Source organism: Leucobacter viscericola (assembly GCF_011299575.1).
In the GTDB taxonomy this organism is placed as follows: Bacteria; Actinomycetota; Actinomycetes; order Actinomycetales; family Microbacteriaceae; genus Leucobacter; species Leucobacter viscericola.
The window spans coordinates 2438238-2457941 of record NZ_CP049863.1; the positions used below are offsets into that span (position 1 = coordinate 2438238).

The 19704-nt window shown below is 59.9% G+C and carries 18 protein-coding genes; 14 read left to right on the forward strand and 4 right to left on the reverse strand.

Going from position 1 to position 19704, the window contains the following annotated elements:
* Positions 1-17 precede the first annotated feature (17 nt).
* The 9 genes from G7068_RS10660 to G7068_RS10700 all read left to right on the forward strand — a co-directional run bounded on the left by G7068_RS10660 (position 18) and on the right by G7068_RS10700 (position 9617).
* The gene (locus G7068_RS10660) at positions 18-374 is read left to right on the forward strand and encodes a hypothetical protein (protein ID WP_166291917.1); all 357 of its coding nucleotides are present in this window, start codon (positions 18-20) and stop codon (positions 372-374) included.
* 250 nt (positions 375-624) lie between these two features.
* Positions 625-861, forward strand: a complete 237-nt coding sequence (nrdH, locus tag G7068_RS10665; RefSeq protein ID WP_166291919.1) for a glutaredoxin-like protein NrdH — start codon at positions 625-627, stop codon at positions 859-861.
* Positions 862-1036: 175 nt separating this feature from the next.
* A complete protein-coding gene (gene nrdI, locus G7068_RS10670) occupies positions 1037-1438 on the forward strand; it encodes a class Ib ribonucleoside-diphosphate reductase assembly flavoprotein NrdI (RefSeq protein ID WP_166293128.1) in 402 nt (133 codons plus the stop codon).
* Positions 1438-3579, forward strand: coding sequence for a class 1b ribonucleoside-diphosphate reductase subunit alpha (gene nrdE, locus G7068_RS10675; protein ID WP_166293129.1), 2142 nt, complete (start codon positions 1438-1440; stop codon positions 3577-3579). Before nrdI ends, nrdE begins: the two co-directional genes overlap by 1 nt.
* 84 nt (positions 3580-3663) lie before the next feature.
* On the forward strand, positions 3664-4632 hold the full coding sequence (gene nrdF / locus G7068_RS10680) for a class 1b ribonucleoside-diphosphate reductase subunit beta (protein WP_166291921.1): 969 nt from the start codon (positions 3664-3666) through the stop codon (positions 4630-4632).
* A gap of 921 nt (positions 4633-5553) precedes the next feature.
* Positions 5554-6570, forward strand: a complete 1017-nt coding sequence (locus G7068_RS10685; protein WP_205881280.1) for an ABC-three component system protein — start codon at positions 5554-5556, stop codon at positions 6568-6570.
* Positions 6539-6787 carry an ABC-three component system middle component 8 gene (locus G7068_RS16655; RefSeq protein ID WP_166291923.1) on the forward strand — a complete coding sequence of 83 codons (249 nt, stop codon included), beginning with the start codon at positions 6539-6541 and terminating at the stop codon, positions 6785-6787. Before G7068_RS10685 ends, G7068_RS16655 begins: the two co-directional genes overlap by 32 nt.
* Positions 6774-8570, forward strand: a complete 1797-nt coding sequence (locus G7068_RS10695) for a DUF2326 domain-containing protein (RefSeq protein ID WP_166291925.1) — start codon at positions 6774-6776, stop codon at positions 8568-8570. The genes G7068_RS16655 and G7068_RS10695 overlap by 14 nt, the downstream gene beginning before the upstream one ends.
* Positions 8571-8963: 393 nt before the next feature.
* A complete protein-coding gene (locus G7068_RS10700) occupies positions 8964-9617 on the forward strand; it encodes a hypothetical protein (RefSeq protein ID WP_166291927.1) in 654 nt (217 codons plus the stop codon).
* 602 nt (positions 9618-10219) lie between these two features.
* On the opposite strand, the gene G7068_RS10705 is transcribed toward G7068_RS10700, so the two are convergent.
* Entirely contained in the window at positions 10220-10537 is a 318-nt protein-coding gene (locus tag G7068_RS10705) for a type II toxin-antitoxin system PemK/MazF family toxin (RefSeq protein ID WP_166291929.1), read from the reverse strand.
* 1 nt (position 10538) lies between these two features.
* Positions 10539-10835: a hypothetical protein gene (locus G7068_RS10710; protein WP_166291931.1), complete on the reverse strand. Its 297-nt coding sequence runs from the start codon at positions 10833-10835 to the stop codon at positions 10539-10541.
* 127 nt (positions 10836-10962) lie between these two features.
* Between G7068_RS10710 and G7068_RS10715 the strand changes: the two genes are divergently transcribed.
* Together G7068_RS10715 and G7068_RS10720 are read left to right on the forward strand one after the other, a co-directional pair.
* Complete coding sequence (locus G7068_RS10715; RefSeq protein WP_166291933.1) at positions 10963-12297, forward strand: alpha/beta hydrolase-fold protein; 1335 nt, start codon at positions 10963-10965, stop codon at positions 12295-12297.
* A complete protein-coding gene (locus G7068_RS10720) occupies positions 12294-14432 on the forward strand; it encodes a bifunctional lysylphosphatidylglycerol flippase/synthetase MprF (RefSeq protein ID WP_166291935.1) in 2139 nt (712 codons plus the stop codon). Before G7068_RS10715 ends, G7068_RS10720 begins: the two co-directional genes overlap by 4 nt.
* Before the next feature lie 9 nt (positions 14433-14441).
* On the opposite strand, the gene G7068_RS10725 is transcribed toward G7068_RS10720, so the two are convergent.
* On the reverse strand, positions 14442-15167 hold the full coding sequence (locus tag G7068_RS10725) for a response regulator transcription factor (protein ID WP_166291937.1): 726 nt from the start codon (positions 15165-15167) through the stop codon (positions 14442-14444).
* A gap of 9 nt (positions 15168-15176) precedes the next feature.
* Positions 15177-16499: a sensor histidine kinase gene (locus G7068_RS10730; RefSeq protein ID WP_166291939.1), complete on the reverse strand. Its 1323-nt coding sequence runs from the start codon at positions 16497-16499 to the stop codon at positions 15177-15179.
* A gap of 194 nt (positions 16500-16693) precedes the next feature.
* On the opposite strand from G7068_RS10730, the gene G7068_RS10735 reads away from it, so the two are divergent.
* The 3 genes from G7068_RS10735 to G7068_RS10745 all read left to right on the forward strand — a co-directional run bounded on the left by G7068_RS10735 (position 16694) and on the right by G7068_RS10745 (position 19703).
* A complete protein-coding gene (locus G7068_RS10735) occupies positions 16694-17419 on the forward strand; it encodes a DUF4352 domain-containing protein (RefSeq protein WP_166291941.1) in 726 nt (241 codons plus the stop codon).
* An 82-nt stretch (positions 17420-17501) separates the two neighbouring features.
* Positions 17502-17954 carry a DUF3817 domain-containing protein gene (locus G7068_RS10740; RefSeq protein WP_166291943.1) on the forward strand — a complete coding sequence of 151 codons (453 nt, stop codon included), beginning with the start codon at positions 17502-17504 and terminating at the stop codon, positions 17952-17954.
* A 27-nt stretch (positions 17955-17981) separates the two neighbouring features.
* Positions 17982-19703, forward strand: a complete 1722-nt coding sequence (locus G7068_RS10745; RefSeq protein ID WP_166291945.1) for a long-chain-fatty-acid--CoA ligase — start codon at positions 17982-17984, stop codon at positions 19701-19703.
* Position 19704 lies beyond the last annotated feature (1 nt).

Genomic DNA, 19704 nt, shown 5'->3' on the forward strand with positions numbered 1-19704 from the left:
CCCTATACCCTCACCTCATGAACCCGTTTCGACTCACCTCACGAGTGCAGGCGGCGCCCCGAGTGTCGCCGCAGGCGCAGGTTCCCGCGAGCGAAGCGGTGGCCGTTCCCTGGCAAGTAGTGACCCGCTCGCGTTCGGGGGTCATTGAGGTCGAGCACTGTGGCTCGACGCCGCTGCACTCGGTGCGCTTCGCACTCGCGGGGAAGGGCATGCTCGGGTTGTCGTTGCCGCGCACGGTGTATCCGGGTCAGCGCGTGCGGGTGGTGCTGCGGGGGTCACATGCGGAGGGCACGATGGAGGCCGCGGATGCGATGTTGATGATGCGCTGGTTCCAAGTTGACGGGACGGAGATGTTATGGCCAATTGCGTTGTAACGGGGTCTCTGCGCGACACGCCGAGACATGCCTGGGGAGGAAAAATCTTCCGGGGTGACCCGCCTGTGGATAACCCCCGCAGAGGGGCAGAACCGTGCCGAAAGTTGTCCCCAGGTCGAGCCCAAAAGTGGGGGATATCGAGTGGAAAACTACATCGATGTAACTACTGCATGTTGTGGTCGCCTCGGGTATGGTTCACTATATGTAGTGCCTCAAGCGAGGCGCGTGTGATTTTAGAGAAGGGCGTGAAATGGCCATCACGGTGTACACCAAGCCGTCATGCGTGCAGTGCACCGCGACGTACCGGGCGCTCGACAGCAAGGGAATCGAGTACAACGTACTCGACCTCTCAGAAGACGAGACAGCGCTGCAGGCAGTTAAGGAGCTGGGTTACCTCCAGGCTCCCGTCGTGGTTACCGAAGACGAGCACTGGTCGGGCTTCCGCCCCGACAAGATCTCGGAGCTTGCTAGCCGCCTCGCCGACTAACACTCGTTCGGAGCACCCTGGTGCTCACCGCCCACGGGGCACGAGAGTCGACGCAGTAGAAGTAAGCAATACACGGAGCGAAGCCCGGCCCGCAGCCGATGCTCAGGCCTCGCGCCTTTGGATCGATTGCGGGCGTTCGGCGCACCCACCGGGTGCGCGGGGAGGAGCAAACGTGATGCCAGATCTGGTCTACTTTTCTAGCGTGTCGGAGAACACCCGCCGCTTCGTGGAGAAGTTGGGACGACCAGCGCTACGAATCCCGCTCTATGCGAGCGACGATCCACTCGTTGTGACGGAGCCGTTTGTGCTTCTCGTCCCAACATACGGGGGTGGCCCGGCACTCCGAGCAGTGCCAAAACAGGTCATTCGCTTTCTGAATGACGAACGAAACCGGAAGCTGATCAGGGGAGTGATCGCAACCGGCAACACAAACTTCGGTGCAGCGTACGGCATCGCGGGCGACATCATCGCCCAAAAATGCAAAGTACCGCATCTGTACCGCCTCGAACTCTTTGGAACACCGGACGACGTCACCGCCGTCCAAGAAGGATTGGATAAGTTTTGGAAACAGCAGTGATGGAACCGGGGCTCGACTCGTCAAAGATCAGCGAGATGGACTTCCACTCGCTGAACGCGATGCTCAACCTGTACGACGCGAACGGCAAGATCCAGTTCGACAAGGATCGCGAAGCCGCGCGTCAGTACTTCCTGCAGCACGTTAACCAGAACATGGTGTTCTTCCACAACTTCGAAGAACGCATGCGCTACCTGATCGACAACGATTATTACGAGAAGGAACTGCTCGAGCAGTACCCGGAGAAGTTCGTCGAAGACCTCACCGACGAGGCCTACAAGATGAAGTTCCGCTTCCCGACCTTCCTCGGTGCGTTCAAGTTCTTCACCTCCTATGCGCTGAAGACGTTTGACGGCAAGCGCTACCTCGAGCGTTTCGAAGACCGTGTGGTTATGGTTGCTCTCGGTCTTGCGCAGGGCGATCAGGATCTCGCACGCGGCCTGACCCGCGAGATCATCTCGGGCCGCTTCCAGCCCGCAACCCCGACCTTCCTGAACCTCGGCAAGGCACAGCGCGGAGAGCTCGTCTCCTGCTTCCTGCTGCGCATCGAAGACAACATGGAGTCGATCTCACGCGGCATCAACTCCTCGCTGCAGCTCTCGAAGCGCGGCGGCGGTGTGGCCCTCTCACTCTCGAATATTCGCGAGTCGGGCGCCCCGATCAAGAAGATCGAGAACCAGTCCTCGGGCATCATCCCCGTCATGAAGCTGCTCGAAGACAGCTTCAGCTACGCAAACCAGCTCGGCGCACGCCAGGGCGCGGGTGCGGTGTACCTCTCGGCGCACCACCCCGACATCATGCGCTTCCTCGACACCAAGCGTGAGAACGCTGACGAGAAGATTCGCATCAAGACCCTCTCGCTGGGCGTTGTGATCCCCGACATTACGTTCGATCTCGCGCGCAAGGGCGAAGACATGTACCTCTTCTCCCCGTACGACGTGGAGAAGGTCTACGGCGTTCCCTTCGGCGACATCTCGGTGTCGGAGAAGTACCACGAGATGGTCGACGACGCGCGCATCAGCAAGACCAAGATCAACGCGCGCCACTTCTTCCAGACCATCGCCGAGCTGCAGTTTGAGTCGGGCTACCCCTACATCGTGTTCGAAGACACGGTAAACAAGGCGAACCCGATCAAGGGCCGCATCAACATGTCGAACCTCTGCTCCGAGATCCTCCAGGTCAACACCCCGACCACCTACAACGAAGATCTCAGCTACAAGGAGATCGGCAAAGACATCTCCTGCAACCTCGGTTCGATGAACATCGCGATGATGATGGACGGCGGCGACTTCGGCGGCAGTGTCGACCTCGCGATCCGCGCCCTCACCGCGGTCAGCGACATGAGCCACATCAGCTCGGTGCGCTCGATCGAAGACGGCAACGACAAGTCGCACGCCATCGGCCTCGGCCAGATGAACCTGCACGGCTACCTGGCTCGCGAGCGCGTGCACTACGGCAGCGAAGAGGGCATCGACTTCACGAACATCTACTTCTACACGGTGCTGTTCCACGCGATCCAGGCGTCGAACAAGATTGCCATCGAGCGCAAGGTCACCTTCGGTGGCTTCGAAGACTCGCAGTACGCCTCGGGCGAGTTCTTCAACAAGTACACGGACCAGGTCTGGGAGCCCGCCACCGCACGAGTGCGCGAGATCTTTGCTGAGGCCGGCGTCAAGATTCCGACCCAGGAAGACTGGACGGGGCTGAAGGCCAGCGTCATGCAGCACGGCATCTACAACCAGAACCTGCAGGCCGTGCCGCCCACCGGTTCCATCTCGTACATCAACAACTCGACCTCGTCGATCCACCCGATCGCCTCGAAGATCGAGATCCGCAAGGAAGGCAAGCTCGGTCGTGTTTACTACCCGGCCCCCTTCCTCACGAACGACAACCTCGAGTACTACGAGGATGCGTACGAGATCGGGCCCGAGAAGATCATCGACACCTACGCGGCTGCAACCCAGCACGTTGACCAGGGCCTGTCGCTGACGCTGTTCTTCAAGGACACGGCGACGACGCGCGACATCAACAAGGCGCAGATCTACGCATGGCGCAAGGGCATCAAGACGATCTACTACATCCGCCTGCGCCAGCTCGCGCTTGAGGGAACCGACATGGAAGAGTGCGTCAGCTGCATGCTGTAGTGCTCGCGCTCGCGGATCCTGAGCCCGCCGAGTGAGGCTCAGGATCCACCCCCGTTTTAACTGAAAAGACTGAAGAAGGAAGCGATGAACTTCAAACTGGGTCACGCTGTGCAGGCGATCAACTGGAACCGTATCCAGGATGAGAAGGACCTCGAGGTGTGGAACCGCCTCGTCAACAACTTCTGGGTGCCCGAGAAGGTGCCGCTGTCGAACGACGTGCAGTCATGGGCAACACTCACGCCCGAAGAGCAGCTGCTCACCATGCGCGTGTTCACCGGACTCACGCTGCTCGACACCATTCAGGGCACGGTTGGTGCGGTCTCGCTGATCCCCGACGCGATCACCCCGCACGAAGAAGCGGTGTACACCAACATTGCCTTCATGGAGTCGGTGCACGCAAAGAGTTACTCGTCGATCTTCTCGACGCTGTGCTCTACGACCGAGATTGACGACGCCTTCCGCTGGTCGATGGAAAACCCGAATCTGCAGAAGAAGGCGCAGATCATCGTCAACTACTACGAGGGCGAAGATCCCCTGAAGCGCAAGATCGCTTCGACGCTGCTCGAGTCCTTCCTCTTCTACTCGGGCTTCTACCTGCCCATGTACTGGTCGGCACACGCGAAGCTCACCAACACGGCCGACCTCATTCGCCTCATCATTCGCGACGAGGCCGTGCACGGCTACTACATCGGCTACAAGTTCCAGAAGGGTCTCGAGAACGAGACCGAGGAGCGCCGCCAGGAGCTCAAGGACTACACCTTCTCCCTGCTCTACGAGCTCTACGAGAACGAGGTTCTCTACACGCAGGATCTCTACGACAACGTCGGCCTGACCGAAGACGTCAAGAAGTTCCTGCACTACAACGCGAACAAGGCGCTCATGAACCTTGGCTACGAGCCGATGTTCCCGAAGGAGATGACCGACGTCAACCCGGCGATCCTGTCGTCGCTCTCGCCGAACGCGGACGAGAACCACGACTTTTTCAGTGGTTCGGGATCCTCCTACGTCATCGGCAAGGCAGTCGCCACCGAAGACGAGGACTGGGACTTCTAGAGTTCTAGGTTTCAGGTGAGGCCAGAAAAGGCTGACGAGTGGCCAGGTCCTGTAGCTTTCTGCAGGACCCGGCCACTTTTTCGTGCTCCCTGTCACTGAACAAAGGAGGACGTGGATGAACGCTGATATTCATTCGGCAGGGAACGAGGGCTCATTAATGGTCGTCAGCGTCCCCAGGCGTGCATCATGAGTGCCTCGAGTACGAAACAATCGGGTCCGCCCTCGGTTGTGTTGGCTCTGGTGACCTGACCTGCAGTTCCTACCCCGGCCAATGTCGAGCGATGCCGCGCATGACCCAGTCCTGCATCCTGAGTGAATGTTCGACCAGGTTACCAAGCTCCTACCGCGGGGGAGGAACGTAGGCGGGCCGCGTGTCACTGGTCTGATGTTGACTCTTGCCCGGCCCCCTTACGACATGCAGGCCGTGCTACAAGACCGGCAGACGTCTGCTTAGGCAGTCACACGACAGTTCGCGCAAGACACCATCAACGCTGACGCTGCATGAATGAACAGGCTCGGAGGAGCAAGCCTGCCTCAGGCCGATTGCGGTGACAGGACGACTCACATGGCAACCATCGCGCTCTATCGCCACCGCTGTGGCATCACCGGATCTTCACCAATCGGGAACCCGAAAACTGTCACGGCCTAGCGCCAGCCAACGGAATACCAGCTAGCCCACCACTCCGTACTGCATGCCTACAACCAGCACAAGGTAACCAGCGATCGACGTCTACGAGGGCTCTCCAATGGACTATCCCCCGACGAAACCTGTAAGCAGGCTTCCGGTCTCGGTCGCATTAGATGGAGAAGAACGGGGGTGATGATACGAGGTGCCTACTCGGCGAGAAAAAGACGTCTGTCGGTGGAGTCGGGTAGGATCAGGCTGACAAGGATGTCATTTGATTCGGCCAAATTTTAGCGGTGTCGAACGAGCGGAAGGGAGAAATACTTGTGAAGTATGCTTACGAGAATCTATCTGCCGACCAGTTCGAGACCCTTGTCACGTTAATATGCCAGGAACTTCTTGGGATTAGTGTCCAGGGGTTTGCAAGAGGCCCAGACGGTGGCCGAGACGCCCGCTTTGAAGGTACTGCCCAACTCCACCCAAGTGCGGCCGCACCTTGGAAGGGGCGGGTCATTATTCAGGCCAAACACACTAATGGCCTTAATAAGTCGTTCACGGAGTCAGACTTCTATAGCAGCGGAAGCACGACGACCGTCCTGGCTGAAGAATTTCCTAGGATCGCCTCGCTCAAAAAGCGCGGCGAACTAGACCATTACATGCTCTTTTCGAATAGGCGGCTGACTGGAAATGGTGAGTCCGAGATTCGCAATGCGTTGTCTGAGACATGCGGCGTGCCCACGGCTTCCATTTACCTGTGTGGCATTGAGCAGATCGAACTATGGTTGAAGAGATTTTCGGAAATCCCAAATATTGCTGGCATCGATCCGATTGACTCGCCATTGATCGTGAGCCCTGAGGACATTGCAGAGATCGTCTCAGCATTCGCTGAGCGTCGCGATGGAATGTTTACGATTCTGGACGACCCCCCTGTGGCTCGAGTCGATCTGGCGACAAAGGACCGCCTAAACGGGATGAGTGATGACTACTCGAAGGCTCTTCGGCGCAAGTATCTGAAAGACACGGAACAAATTCGAACTTTCTTGGCCGCTCCGGAAAACGATGAATTGTTACAGGCATACGAAGCGGCCGTCGACGAGTTTGAGCTACGCATCATTGCTCATCGGAAGAATTATCAATCATTCGATCAGGTCATGGACTATTTGATCGATCTGTTGTTCGAACGGGATCCTATCTTGAGACAGCGGCAGCATAAGCGGTTAACGAGGGCGCTCCTCTTCTATATGTACTGGAACTGCGACATTGGAACGAAGGAGGACGATCATGCTCCAACCCACGAAGCACTCGCATCCTGATCGGACTGTTCTCAACGTTGCTCTCATCGCACTTGACGTGCTCAAGAAGAAGAGACTTGAAAGTTACTCGACACTTATGTCGACAGCAAAAAAGCGAGTCTCGGGCGGCGATATTTTGTTTCTCCCCGCAGTTAATTTTCTCTATTTAATGGGACTCATTGAGTATCGGCCAAAGACCGACTCCTTCGAATATGTGGGCCCAAATGAAACTGTCTAGACTTTACGCGAACTACGAAGAACGCTTCAGCCCAATCGATTTCCGAGATGGACTGAACGTGGTCGTGGCAGAAATTCGAGTACCCGAGAATAGAAACAAAGACACTCACAACCTGGGGAAGACCACCCTCGGACTACTTCTCGATTTCTGCCTGCTTGCTCGACGCGATGCAAAGATGTTCCTTTTCAAGCACGAGGAACTTTTCAAGGACTTTGTCTTCTACCTTGAGATTGAACTTTCGTCAGGTTCTTATGTGACCATTCGACGAGCGGTTGAGGACGCATCAAAGATTAGCTTTAAGCGACATGTTGCTCCCGGGCAGGACTTTCAAGACCTGCCCGAAGATCAGTGGGATCATTACAAGGTTGCTTTCGAAAGGTCAAAGGCGATCCTTGATGGGCTGCTCGACCTGACCGCAGTGCGACCTTGGGATTTCCGTAAAGGACTCGGATATTTTCTCCGTACGCAAGACGACTATTCCGACGTCTTCCAATTAAGGCGTTTTGCTTCCGAACATGCCGATTGGAAGCCGTATGTGGCGCACCTGCTTGGCTTCGATGCCCAGTTGATCGCAAACTTCTACGCAAAAGAAGCATTGATCTCTGATCTTCGCGCGAACGAAAGCACCATTCAGTCAGAATTGGGCGGTTCTATTGAGGACCTCAGTAGGATCGAGGGGCTTCTGCTGCTTAAGCGCCAGCAGGCTGAAAAGCAGCAGGCGAAGCTGGACGGCTTCGATTTCCGGGATCAAGATAAATCAAAGACAAGAGATCTAGTTGATCGTGTCGATGAAGATATCGCGGATTTAAACACTGAACGATATTCGTTAATGTACAACCGGAAGAAAATAATCTCCTCGCTAGAAGCAGGAGAGATGGTGTTTGAGCCGGAGCGGGCGGCGCGTCTGTTCGAGGAAGTTGGTGTTCTTTTTGAAGGCCAAATTAAGCGTGATTACGAGCAACTGATTTCATTTAATGCGGCGATCACTGAAGAACGCCAAGGGTACTTACTTGAGGAGAAAGCGGAGGTTGAGGCGCGTCTCAGAGAGGTGGGGGCGGAACTCAATAGGCTTGGTAAGCGCCGATCTGAGATCCTTTCGTTCTTGAGCGACACCGATGTTGTCCGGAAATATAAGGAGGCGTCGGATGATCTCGTCGAGTTGCGTTCCGATGTGCTCTCATTGACTCGTCAGCGCGAACATCTTCAGACGCTCCAGCGACTCCGGTCTGAAATTCGAGAGGCTGTTGAAGAGAAGAATCACCTTGAAGCTCGACTCGAGAGGGACTTTGAAGAGAAGAATAGCCCGTCAAACGACAGTATCTATAAGACGATTCGCCTGCAGTTCGACGCAATCATCGAAGAGGTTCTTGATCAGAATGCACTTCTAACCGCATCGTTGAATAAACAGCACCACCCTGAATTCGAGGCAGAAATCCTTGACGAATCAGGAAACTCGACGAGTGCTCAAAGAGGGCATAGTTACAAGAAATTGCTGTGTATAGCGTTTGATCTGGCCATGCTTTGGGCGCATCTCGGTCAAGGTTTTCCGTCATTTGTCTACCATGATGGTGTATTCGAGTCGCTAGATAAGCGAAAGAAATCGAATCTGGTAGATGTGATGCGAGGGTACTCGAATCTAGGGATTCAGCAGATTATTACTCTTATCGATACTGATATGCCGCCGGAGGTCGACGGCAAACCGGTATTTTCGGAGGACGAGATCGTGCTTCGACTTCATGATGAAGGCGTGGAGGGACGGCTCTTCAAGATTCGGTCGTGGTAGAGCTGACCCCGGCGTATGCGGGGTTGGGATGACGTGGAAAAATTGAAGAGTGCGACACGGCGTTGTGCAGAGAATTCATTTTTGTCTCATGATTCCCCTCGAGAGTCATTGATGTGTTTCCCGACCGCCATGCGGTGAACGTTGAGTCGATTGGCGAGCGACAAGACGCTAGCGCTGCTTGCCTTAGTAGTTCTACTGGCGTCAGTCTACTTCGCAATCAATGGTTTCCCGGCGCGCCTGCTTCCATGAGGAACTCAAGCGAACGAACCCCTGTGAGGTTTTCGGTTTGAGTCCAGCCGCTGCCGCGCGGGGAGATGCAAATGAGCATTGAGGATCTCACGCAAGAGAGTGGGCAAAGGGCTTCTTGAGTGGAGCGAGTCCTATGCTCGTATCATGTCTGAGAAGTCTCCTACTGATACCCCCTACCGGCAACCTGAGGCCGGAAGGCGACGTGTTGTTGTCAAGACACCTTCTTTGAATGAGCTTCGGGACCTCGCTAGCCTTCGCCGAGACTTCATGCTGGCAGCATCGTTCCTCGACTTCTACCTCGCATCTGAGATCGAAGACGATGCCGAATCACCGTCGCCCACAGATGCCCTGTGGATCGCAGCTGTCACGGCGTACGGAAGGGCATTCGGCACTGGTCAGCGCCATGCCGGACGTGTAGAAATGACGAGCCTCGATGCTGAGAGCGTTCGAGCGCATATGTACTTCATTGACCTGCGCAACAAGTACATAGCGCATTCAGTGAACGGCTTTGAGGCGACGACAGTCTTTGCTGACCTCACAGACCCTGCGCAAGAACAGGCGGGCATTGAGCTCCTCGGTGAGTTGCACACGAGACTGTCGCGGTTGTCGCGCGAAAGGGCCGTGACGCTCAAATGGTTATGTGACCATCACGTGTCTGCCCTCGCGGTGCGCATTGACCGCTTGCATCGACAGGTGGCTAACGAGCTTACGGAGCTTGGCCAGGAAGCTGCCTATGCCATGCCCGACTTCTCCCCGCCAACACTTGAAGGTATGAATCCCAGGTCAAAACGACGCTAAGCATCGAACCAAGCTCAGAGCCGCGGACCATTTGCCGCGTACATTGTCGAGCGATGCATGACGGGCCGCAGGGGAGCGAAGCATTGTTACAGGAGCAGGCGAGGCACTCACCCAAATGACTTAGTCTGCAAAACCCCGGGGCTCAGGTTTCGTTAGCTGCCGATCTTTGCGTTCTACTTCATGCTGATGGCGAAGAACAAACTTTTATTAGTGTCCCGGGCCACGCTCGCAGATTGAGTCCTCGGGGTTGGAGAGGCAGGTAGGGGATGATCGATGCTTAAGGGGCCGCAGGATCCCTCGCTTCAGGAGGAATAGTGGGAATGTGGGGAATCTTCCGAGCGGCTGAGCGGGCCTGGGGTTTCCTGCGAAGTAATCATTATGCTCTGGGGTTAACCTTGTTCTGAGTACGAAATTGTGGCTTCGCCGGGCTGCAGTTGACCGCTCGGTTTGATTGAGCTTCGGTCGAGCTACTTCCGACTAGTAGATTGTCGTAATAGCGTCACGGCAATTAAGTTGGTTGGACATTAGAGAAGCCCCTGGGCGGCGCAAGAATTAGTGAGCGACGCCGGTAATTGTGCCGTCAAAATCAATGAAACCGGCCGCTACCCCATCCCAAGCGCAGCCTTGATCCCATCCTCGATCAACGCCATTGCGGGGCGCGACAGGCCAAGTAAGGCCTTCGTGGGTTCGTCCGCGTACAGAGTCGTCAGGCTATCGCAGCGCACCCATCCGCTCACACACTCTCCGTCAGGCAGCGCAACCACTGACGGCAGCTCGGCGAACCTGTTTGTGGTGGTGACTCTGACCGCGAGTGCTGAGCCAAGTGAGCGGTTTCGGTTGTTGTTGGAAACTACAACCCAGGGCTTGAGTTCGCCACTCTCAAGGTCTGCCATGTAGACGCGGCCGCGTATGAGATCCATCTCAACCGATAACCCGGTCGCGACCCCGGCGAGCCAGGCGCTGGCGATTGGCCAGGCTACGCGCGGCTTCCTCTTCGTCTTCACCCATCTGCTGATAGGCGCGCTCTGCGAGCCGCTCCATTACGGCGCGGACACCCTCTTCAAATACTGCACGCGCGATGGCGCCTTCGCTATCCGAGGTGGTGTTGAGCTCTCGTTTGAACTCGGGAGAGTTTCGGATGAGCGCAAGATCTTGACTGTCACGCTCGGTGAGCGGCATGGAAATGCGCCGCACGGTTTTCGAATCGGTTGCGATCATGCAGCAATTATTGCAGCAAATAGTGCTGCAATCAAGATTCCAAAACTCCCACCAAACGCATAAAAACAGGTCCCATTATTAGTGAGGGCGGCAAGGAATGCGGGGGCGCCTTAACGAAGGTACATGCATGAATAACGTCGACATTATGGGTGGGTGGTTGCCCTATTCGGTGTATGCGCTCGCATTCCTGCTGGTTGTGATCGCACTACTCGGCAGGGGAAAACGGCGCTGGCTCTTCATCACCATCGCTGCGGCTTTGCTTGGCGCGGGGATCGGGATCGCGCTCATTCCCTTTGTGCAGAGCCCAATCGGCCTCGACACCGTTCTTGACCCCATCGCTCTCACCTGGATGTGTGGCGGGTTCGCGCTGGTTGCCGCCATGGTCGTCGCTCTGGTGCGGGGCAAGGCCAAGCGGCGGGTGCTTGCGGCGTTCGCGATCCCGCTGGTGCTGCTCTCTGCCGCGCTCGGGGTGAACGCCCAATTCGGACAGTATCCGACGCTGGGATCTCTCGTTGATGCACCGATCTCTGGAAAGATGCCGGAATCAGTGATTGCCTCGCAGCACCGGTTGGCGCCCACGGCGGGCACAACCAACGCGGCTGCCGGCGCAGACGCTAAGAGCATGCCGACACAGGGACTCGTTTCGCGCGTGCAGATCCCCGCGACCGTCTCCAAGTTCCCGGCCAGAGACGCCTACGTCTATCTCCCCCCTGCGGCCCTCGGGTCCCACCCCGAACGCATGCCTGTCATGATCATGCTCTCCGGCCAACCCGGGGCCCCCGAAAACGTGGTCCAGGCCGGTTCCCTCAGAGAAATCATGGACGCCTGGGCCGCAAAGGATCACGGGCGCGCACCGATCGTTGTGGTTCCCGACCAGCTCGGCGATCCTGCATCGAACCCCATGTGCGTTGACTCGAAACTCGGCAACTCCGCCACGTACCTGACCGTCGATGTGCCCAAGTGGATCGAATCGAACCTCGGCGTTCTGAGGGGTCCTGAAAACTGGGCCATCGGAGGGTTCTCGCAGGGAGGCACGTGCGCGATCCAGCTCGGCAGCGCTCACCCCGAGATATTCTCGGCGATCCTCGACGTTTCCGGCCAGGTCGAACCCGCCAATGGATCCCAGGCTCACACCATCAAGGTCGGGTTCGACGGCAGCACCACCGCCTACGAGGCCGCCCTGCCGCTCAACCTGCTCAAGAAGAACGCGCCCTACCGCGACACCGTTGCGGTGTTTGGATCGGGGTCACTCGACGGGGTGTATGGTCCGAGAGTGAATACGGTTTCGGAGGCGGCGCGCAACGCGGGCATGGACGTCACCAGGGTGGTTTCGCCCAACACAGCGCACAGCTGGCAGACCGTGCAGTGGGTCATGCGCAACTCACTTGAGCCGATCCTGACCCACCTTCACGTGGGACCCGAGCAGTCAGCGTCCGAGCAATCAACGCCGGAGCAGCCATGAGACAGAACATCAAACGCTGGCTGCAGACCCGCCCGGTGACCCTCACGATCACGGCGATCGTTCTCCTCGGTGGCACCGCACTGCTGATCCTCGGCCCGCACGCTCGGCTTGAAGAGCTCACCGTTGACCTCACCAGCATCACCCAGCGGCAGTGGTGGACGTTCGTCACCTCTCAGCTGCTTGTTGTGGGCTGGGTGAACCTCTTCGTGTCGGTGGTTGCACTGCTCGCGGGACTCGGCTGGGCAGAGGGGCGCATCGGCAGTCTGCGCACGATCATCGCCTTTGTGATTACGGGAACCACCGCGACGCTGATCGGCCTGGGGCTGCAGCTCGTGTCGGCGCGCCTGGACGAGTACTGGGCCATCTCAGTGCGGCACATCGACACTTTTGATCCCCTCACTCCACTCGCGGGAACACTCGCGTGGGCGAGCGCTTCCGCCTCACCGCTGTGGCGGCGACGCATTCGTGTCTTGCTCATCGGCGTCGCGGCGACCCTTTTGCTGTACCGCAGCTCTCCCGCCTACCTGTATCTTGCGATCGCGGTGGGTGTTGGGTTGTTGGGCGGCAGGATCAGCGTCGGCCGACCGAAGCGCGCGGCCTTTTCAAGCTCGCGTCACGAGGTGCGCAGCCTCCTCGCGGCCGTGACGGCGGTGCTTGCGGCGGGCCCACTGTTCCGGCTCATTTCTTCGCCCCACCAGAGGGCGTTTGCCCTCGGACAGGTCATGTTCGGAGAGCTGCCCTCGCGACCCGAACTGGGGCCCTGCCCGCCCGGCGCAAACTCTCTCGCCTGCCCGGGCGTCTTGCTTTGGGACCACAACCCGGCGCTCATCGGGGTGCAGGTGATTGTCGCCGTGCTGTTGCTGCTCTGCGCGTGGGGCCTGCTCAAGGGGCGCCGCCTCGCGCTGTGGACCATGGTGGTGCTATCGGCCGCGGCGGCGGTCATCGTGACAACGCGCCTGATCAGTGCGCCGCGTGACGAGACCTTCTCCGAGCGACACGGGCTTGAAACCGCGCTCTGGCTGTTCTCGGGCATCGCGATCCCAGTGGCCTTCATGATCGTTCTCATCTGGCAGCGTCGCGCATTTCCGCCAAGAGCTCGCGCCGGGGCCGCCGCCCACACTCGTGACCGTGACGCGCTACTGCGCAGCAACGGCAACACCCTCAGCTGGATGGCCACGTGGCCGGGCAACCAGACTTTCGTGACCACCGACGGGCAAAACGCAGTCGCCTATCGCGCCGTGAACGGGTTTGCCATCACCATCTCCGATCCATTCGGTGCGGCCGACACCGCTCAGAACACACAAGCCACCCTCAACGAGTTCATCGCGTACTGCGACAGCGTTGCCCTGCAACCCGCGTTCTACAGCATCCACGATTCCACGGCCGAGCCGCTTCGTAGGGCTGGCTGGTCCACCCTCGAGGTCGCAGAGGAGACGATCCTCGACCCGCGCACCTTCACGCTCAGCGGTAAGCGCGCGCAGGATCTTCGCACGGCAGTGAACCGGGCCAACCGCACCGGCCTGCGCACCCGCATGGCCACCTGGACCGACCTGCCGCTGCGCATCACCACGCAGATCACGAACATCTCGGAGGAGTGGGTCGCCAACAAGGATCTGCCAGAGCTGTCGTTTACCCTCGGTGGTCTCGACGAGCTGCAGGATGCCGACGTGCTCGTTGCGATCGTGCTCGACGAAGAAGACAACGTGCTCGCGATCACGAGCTGGTTGCCGATGTACCAGAACGGGATCGTCACCGGCCGCACCCTCGACGTGATGCGTCGCCGATCCACAGCCCCCAACGGCACGATGGAGTTTCTCATCGCCGACACGATCCGGCAGTTCGGTGAAGACGAGCTTGCTCTGGTCAGCCTCTCGGGTTCGCCCCTTGCCCAGACCGCGACCGCCGCCGACTCGACGCTCAACCGCCTCATGCAGCTGCTCAGTCGCGGGCTCGAACCGTCATACGGATTCCGCTCGCTTGCTCGGTTCAAGGCCAAGTTCTCTTCGAACTCGCAGCCCATGTATCTCGCCTACCGCGACTCGCTCGCGCTGCCCGCAATCGGGTTTGCGCTCGGCCGGTGCTACCTGCCGACGGCGGCGCCAAGGCAGCTCGCTTCGCTGTTGCGGGCGAAGTAACCAACGAAGCTACAGCTCGACACCCGCCCGTGCGACAATCACGGCCACCTGCACGCGGTTCTCGGTGCCCCACTTCACATTGATGGCTCGCAGGCTCGACTTCACGGTCGACTCCGCGACGAAGAGCTGGGCGCCAATGTCGCGGTCGGAGGCTCCCGTGGCGATTGCGATGGCGACATCGCGCTCTCGCTCGGTCAGCAGGGTGAGCTGCGCCTCCGCCTGCCGCTGCGCCGCGAGCGAGGGGGATCGCGAGACCCAGTCACGCAGCTGACGTGCGCTGCGCGGAGAGAAGCTCGCTTCACCGCGGGCCACGTGCCGAATCGCGCGCACGATCTCGTCGGGTCCCTCGTCCTTGAGTAGGAAACCGTCGGCCCCCGCGAGAATCGCCTCGAGCACCGTGCCGTCTTCGTCAAACGCGGTCATCATGAGAAACGCGGGTGTGCCGTGCGCGAACCCCTTTGCCGCGCGCACGGCATCGATGCCGTTCATGCCGGGCATACGCACGTCGATCAGCACGACATCTGGCCGCTGATCCCGAATGATGCGCGACACATCGAGGCCGCTCTCACCCTCAGCAACGATCTGCAGATCCGCCGAGGCGGTCAGCAGGGCCTTAAACCCAGCCCGCACGAGCGCGTCGTCGTCGATGATCGCGAGCCGAATGGTCGGCGCGCTCTGAGACGGGTTCGCAGGCTCTGCGGAAGCGTGATTCGCAGCGGTTTGTGTGAGGGGCACAATTCGAGTCTACGCGGTTGGCGCACTCGGTTCAGGATCGCCCGGCGTCCACGGTAGCCAGCCGTCAACGCGGAACCCACCCTCCGGGGCCAACTGCGCGCTCAGGCTTCCACCGAGCTGCTGAGCCCGCTCACGCATGCCGATCAAGCCGTGCCCCGGAGTCGTAGGAGCCCCGGGGGAAGTGAGCGCGGGATCCACGAAGCCGGCAGAAGCGGCCGCCGGGTCACTCGCCATCGCCTCCGTGTGCACCTTAATAAAAATGCCGTTCTCGGGACCACCCTGCACCGTCACCGAAAGCGGCGCACCGGGTGCGTGCTTGCGGGCATTGGTGAGCGACTCCTGCACGATGCGGTAGCTCGCGTGAGCGATGGCCGGATCGCAGAGACTGAAATCGGAGAGGCTGATGCGGGATCGAACGCTGTTGCCCGAGCGATGCGCCTCTTCGATGAGCTCGTCGAGATCGCCGAGCGAATAGCGGTGCTGCCGCTGGCTCGCCTCAGGGTCGGGATCGCGCAACTGCGCGACAACGTGCCGCAGATCCTCGATCGAATCGTGCACCGCAGACCTCACGACCCGAGCCGAGTCGAGCAACTCGGGGTTCTCGCCGGCCTGCGCCTCGAGGGCCCCGGCGTGCAGCGACACCGTGCTGAGTTTTGCCGCAATCGTGTCGTGCAGTTCGCGAGCGACCTCTTGCCGGGCTGCCTGTGTTGACGCCGCATCGCGCAACCCCTGGGCTTCGTGCTCGGCGCGCGATTCGCCGTTGCGCGCGCGATCCCGGTCGGTGAGTGTGCGGGAAATGAGGCCCCAGGTCACAAACGGCCACATCCAAATGACTGTGCCGAGGGGCAAGATCCAGCCAGCGTTTGCGAACAGCTCTTTGGCGGTGGGCAGCGGGTCTTGCTGCGAGAACGCCGCAGCAAACGCGTGAGGGCCAGCCGAGAGATCCCATAGACCCCCTGCGACGGTCGCGGCAACCACCAACAGAGTCAGCTGAATGATGGTCGACCACGTGCGCTGTTTGAACACGGTCACGAGCGCAACCAATGCCACGAAGGGGGTCGCGGGAAGGAGGATCGCAGCGAGGCTCGCCGCAAGGGTGATCTGCACCGCAAGCGTGCGCCGCCAGATGAGCAGCACAGACGCTGTACCCAGTGCGAAGAAACCAACGATCGAGAGATAGAAGGGCAAGCGGTTCATTCCGGCTTGGCCCTGCTCCGTCATCGGAACGAGTGAAAGGAACACGCCTGTGGCCACGATCAGTACGTTGAGCGTAATCGTGCCTGCGCGAGATGCCCACGCGCTCTTTTGCGCTGGGGGAGGAGCAACGGTCATAGCCCAATCTTACGAAACCCTGACAACGGCTGCGGCCTTCGAACGAACCGAATGTGCCCGCCGAAAATGACCGAACGATCCGCGCGAGTGACCGATCGAGGGCTGCGCGAGTGATGCCGCACGAGGTGAACTGAGAGGGAGCGCGGGAGAACCGCGTCACCACCCCCATCATTCTCTTCAGAAATGAGTACCCCATGTCGCAGCAGATGCCCCCGGAACAGCCCGGACAGATGCCGGTTTCCCCGCAGGCACCTCAGCAGTACGCACAGCAGCCGGCCCCTCCGCAGGTTCCGGCTCCCGAGAAGAAGCGCTCCTGGTTTGCGCGGCACAAGGTGCTGACCGGGTTGGGTGGCGCCCTCGTGCTCATCATTATCATTTCGGTCGCTGCGAGCGGTGGCAAGGGTGGCTCCGATGAGGCCGACGCTGCCACCACCAAGACCTCGGAGACTTCAACCCAGGACTCCGCAAAAACCGCCGAAGAGCCCAAGAAGGAGGACTCGAAGCCGGCTGAGAAGTCCAAGCCCGGACTCGGCACCGCCGTGAAGAGTGGTGACTTCGAGTTCACCGCGGTGAGCATCGAAGAGATCGGCGCAACAGTCGGTAACCAGTTCATGAGCGAGACCGCCCAGGGGCGCTACGTTCGTGTGAACGTGAAGGTTGCCAACGTGGGTGACAAGCCGAAGTACTTCTTCACGAACGACCTCACGATTGTCGACCAGAAGGGACGCTCCTTCAACGCCGACACCACCGCGACGCTCTACGATCAGTCCAACGCAGACACCTTCGTCGCCGAGATCAACCCCGGCAACGCCATCGAGGGCGGTGTTGTCTTCGACCTGCCAGCCGACGTTGTTGCGACGACGCTCAAGGTGAGCGGCGGCGGGTTCTCCGGCTCCGAAGAGATCAGCCTCGCCGGTTAACAATGTGTTGATGGGGCCGCTCGAGTGATTCCCTTCGGCCCCATCAACCACTCTCTCAGCGCCCACCGGCTACGGTTGAGGCATGTCGCCGCGCCTTCTCTTTCGCACGTTCGCAACGGCTGAGGTCGTCACCTGGGCGGGGCTGATCACCGCACTGATCCTCCGTGCGACTGGCACCGCCGATCTGGTGAGCATCGCCGGTGGCCTGCACGGCTTTGTGTTTCTGGCCTACTGCGTCATCACGGTGTTTGTGTGGGTGAACGAGCGCTGGCGCACCTCGACCGGCATCCTTGGCCTTGCGTCTTCGGTGATCCCGTTCGCAACACTTCCCTTCGAACTCGTGGTGGATCACCGCGGCCTGCTCAGCAGAACCTGGCGCTTGTCGCCGGGCGGCGACGCACCCCGAGGCTTCATCGAGAAGCTGCAGGCCTGGGTGCTGCGCCACCCGCTGTTGTCGGTATTGATTCTTGTGGTCGGCGTCACGGTGGTCTTTGTTGTGCTGCTTTGGTTGGGTCCGCCAGTTCCGAAGTCGTAGTTGCTTGGGGGCCGGTACCCTCTAAGCATGCACATGAACGAAACGCGTGCCTGGAACCGCTTCTATGCACCCGGCACGCCCATTGATATCGAGACCGTCACCGGCTCGCTGGTCGATCTGCTCGACGAACGCTGCACACAGTGGGCGGATCGCGACGCCATTGCTTTCTTCGGCGCAACAACGAAGTACCGCGACCTCGGCGATCGCGTCGCTCGTGTCGCCAACGCCCTGCGCAAGTTGGGTGTGAAGGGTGGGGATCGCGTCGCGCTCATCATGCCGAACGCACCCCAGCACGTGATCGCGTTTTACGCGGTGCTGCGGCTCGGTGCCGTCGTTGTCGAGCACAACCCGCTCTACACGCGCGATGAGCTCGAGGTGCAGTTTCGGGATCACGGAGCCACCGTCGTCATCGCGTGGAGCAAGGTCGTTGAGACGATCCAGAGCCTGCCCGCCGATATGGGAATCAACACGATCATCTCCGTCGACGTCACGAAGGCTATGCCTTTCGGCACCCGCATGGCGCTCAGCCTGCCGATCAAAAAGGCGCGCGAGTCACGCGACAAGCTGACGACGGCAACCACCGGCACCATCGCGTTCGACAAGCTGGAGCGCGAGGAGCCGATCCCGAGCAGCCACCCGCGCCCCACCAAAGACGACATCGCCTGCCTGCAGTACACCTCGGGCACCACGGGCACGCCGAAGGGCGCGATCATCACGCACGGCAACCTGTGGGCCAACGCTCGCCAGGGTGCCGCGTGGATGCCCGAGTTCACTCGAGGCGAGGGCAGCATCTACGGGCTGCTGCCGATGTTCCACGCGTTCGGGCTGCTGCTCTCGGTCATCTACTCGGTCGAGACCGGATCGCGCGCGGTGCTGTTTCCGACCTTCGATCCCGAGCTTGTGTCGCAGGCCGCCAAGAAGTTTCCACCTACGTTTGTGCCCGCGGTGCCGCCGATGTTCGACCGGCTCGCTCGTGTCGCGCGCGACGGTCAGCTTGATTTGAAGGGCGTCGTCTACGCGATCTCGGGCGCGATGACGCTGACCCCCGCGATCGTGAAGCGCTGGGAGGATCTCGCGGGCAGCATGCTCAACGAGGGGTACGGTCTCACCGAGACGAGCCCGGTTGCGCTCGCGAACCCCTTTAGCGACGTGCGCAAGATCGGGGCCATTGGGCTGCCGTTCCCGTCGACCGACATTCGCGTTGTTGACCCTGAGGAGCCGACCCGCGAGGTCGAGCTGGGTGAGGTGGGCGAACTGCTGATCAACGGACCCCAGGTGTTCAAGGGCTACTGGAAACGCCCGGAAGACACCGCGGCGACGCTGCTCGAGGGCGGCTGGCTGCGCACCGGTGATCTCGTGGTGCAAGACGAGGACGGCTTTGTGACCGTTGTCGACCGCAAGAAGGAACTCATCATCACGGGCGGATTCAACGTGTCGCCGAGTGAGGTCGAGCGTGTGGTGAACAGCGTGCCCGGCGTTGCGGAGTCTGCCGTGGTTGGTATCCCGCGCGGAGGCGGTGCGGAGGTTGTGACGGTCGCGGTGATCCTCGAGCCCGGCGCAACGTTCGACGAAGATGCGGCGCGCGAGGCCGCCCGCGAGCAGCTCGCCGAGTACAAGCGCCCCAGCACCTACCTGGTGTGGGAGGAACTGCCGAAGTCGCTCATCGGCAAGGTGCTGCGTCGTCGCGTGCGCGACACGCTGCTCGCCGACCGCAAGGCTGTGCGCGCTCCCGCGGAGGACGAGGAGTAGG

What these genes read in the sequence shown, in the direction of transcription:
- G7068_RS10660 (WP_166291917.1), top strand. Translation starts at nt 18, where the DNA reads ATGAACCCGTTTCGACTCACCTCACGAGTGCAGGCGGCGCCCCGAGTG.
- nrdH (WP_166291919.1), top strand. Translation starts at nt 625, where the DNA reads ATGGCCATCACGGTGTACACCAAGCCGTCATGCGTGCAGTGCACCGCG.
- nrdI (WP_166293128.1), top strand. Translation starts at nt 1,037, where the DNA reads ATGCCAGATCTGGTCTACTTTTCTAGCGTGTCGGAGAACACCCGCCGC.
- nrdE (WP_166293129.1), top strand. Translation starts at nt 1,438, where the DNA reads ATGGAACCGGGGCTCGACTCGTCAAAGATCAGCGAGATGGACTTCCAC.
- nrdF (WP_166291921.1), top strand. Translation starts at nt 3,664, where the DNA reads ATGAACTTCAAACTGGGTCACGCTGTGCAGGCGATCAACTGGAACCGT.
- G7068_RS16655 (WP_166291923.1), top strand. Translation starts at nt 6,539, where the DNA reads ATGCTCCAACCCACGAAGCACTCGCATCCTGATCGGACTGTTCTCAAC.
- G7068_RS10695 (WP_166291925.1), top strand. Translation starts at nt 6,774, where the DNA reads ATGAAACTGTCTAGACTTTACGCGAACTACGAAGAACGCTTCAGCCCA.
- G7068_RS10700 (WP_166291927.1), top strand. Translation starts at nt 8,964, where the DNA reads ATGTCTGAGAAGTCTCCTACTGATACCCCCTACCGGCAACCTGAGGCC.
- G7068_RS10705 (WP_166291929.1), bottom strand. Translation starts at nt 10,537, where the DNA reads ATGGATCTCATACGCGGCCGCGTCTACATGGCAGACCTTGAGAGTGGC.
- G7068_RS10710 (WP_166291931.1), bottom strand. Translation starts at nt 10,835, where the DNA reads ATGATCGCAACCGATTCGAAAACCGTGCGGCGCATTTCCATGCCGCTC.
- G7068_RS10715 (WP_166291933.1), top strand. Translation starts at nt 10,963, where the DNA reads ATGAATAACGTCGACATTATGGGTGGGTGGTTGCCCTATTCGGTGTAT.
- G7068_RS10720 (WP_166291935.1), top strand. Translation starts at nt 12,294, where the DNA reads ATGAGACAGAACATCAAACGCTGGCTGCAGACCCGCCCGGTGACCCTC.
- G7068_RS10730 (WP_166291939.1), bottom strand. Translation starts at nt 16,499, where the DNA reads ATGACCGTTGCTCCTCCCCCAGCGCAAAAGAGCGCGTGGGCATCTCGC.
- G7068_RS10735 (WP_166291941.1), top strand. Translation starts at nt 16,694, where the DNA reads ATGTCGCAGCAGATGCCCCCGGAACAGCCCGGACAGATGCCGGTTTCC.
- G7068_RS10740 (WP_166291943.1), top strand. Translation starts at nt 17,502, where the DNA reads ATGTCGCCGCGCCTTCTCTTTCGCACGTTCGCAACGGCTGAGGTCGTC.
- G7068_RS10745 (WP_166291945.1), top strand. Translation starts at nt 17,982, where the DNA reads ATGCACATGAACGAAACGCGTGCCTGGAACCGCTTCTATGCACCCGGC.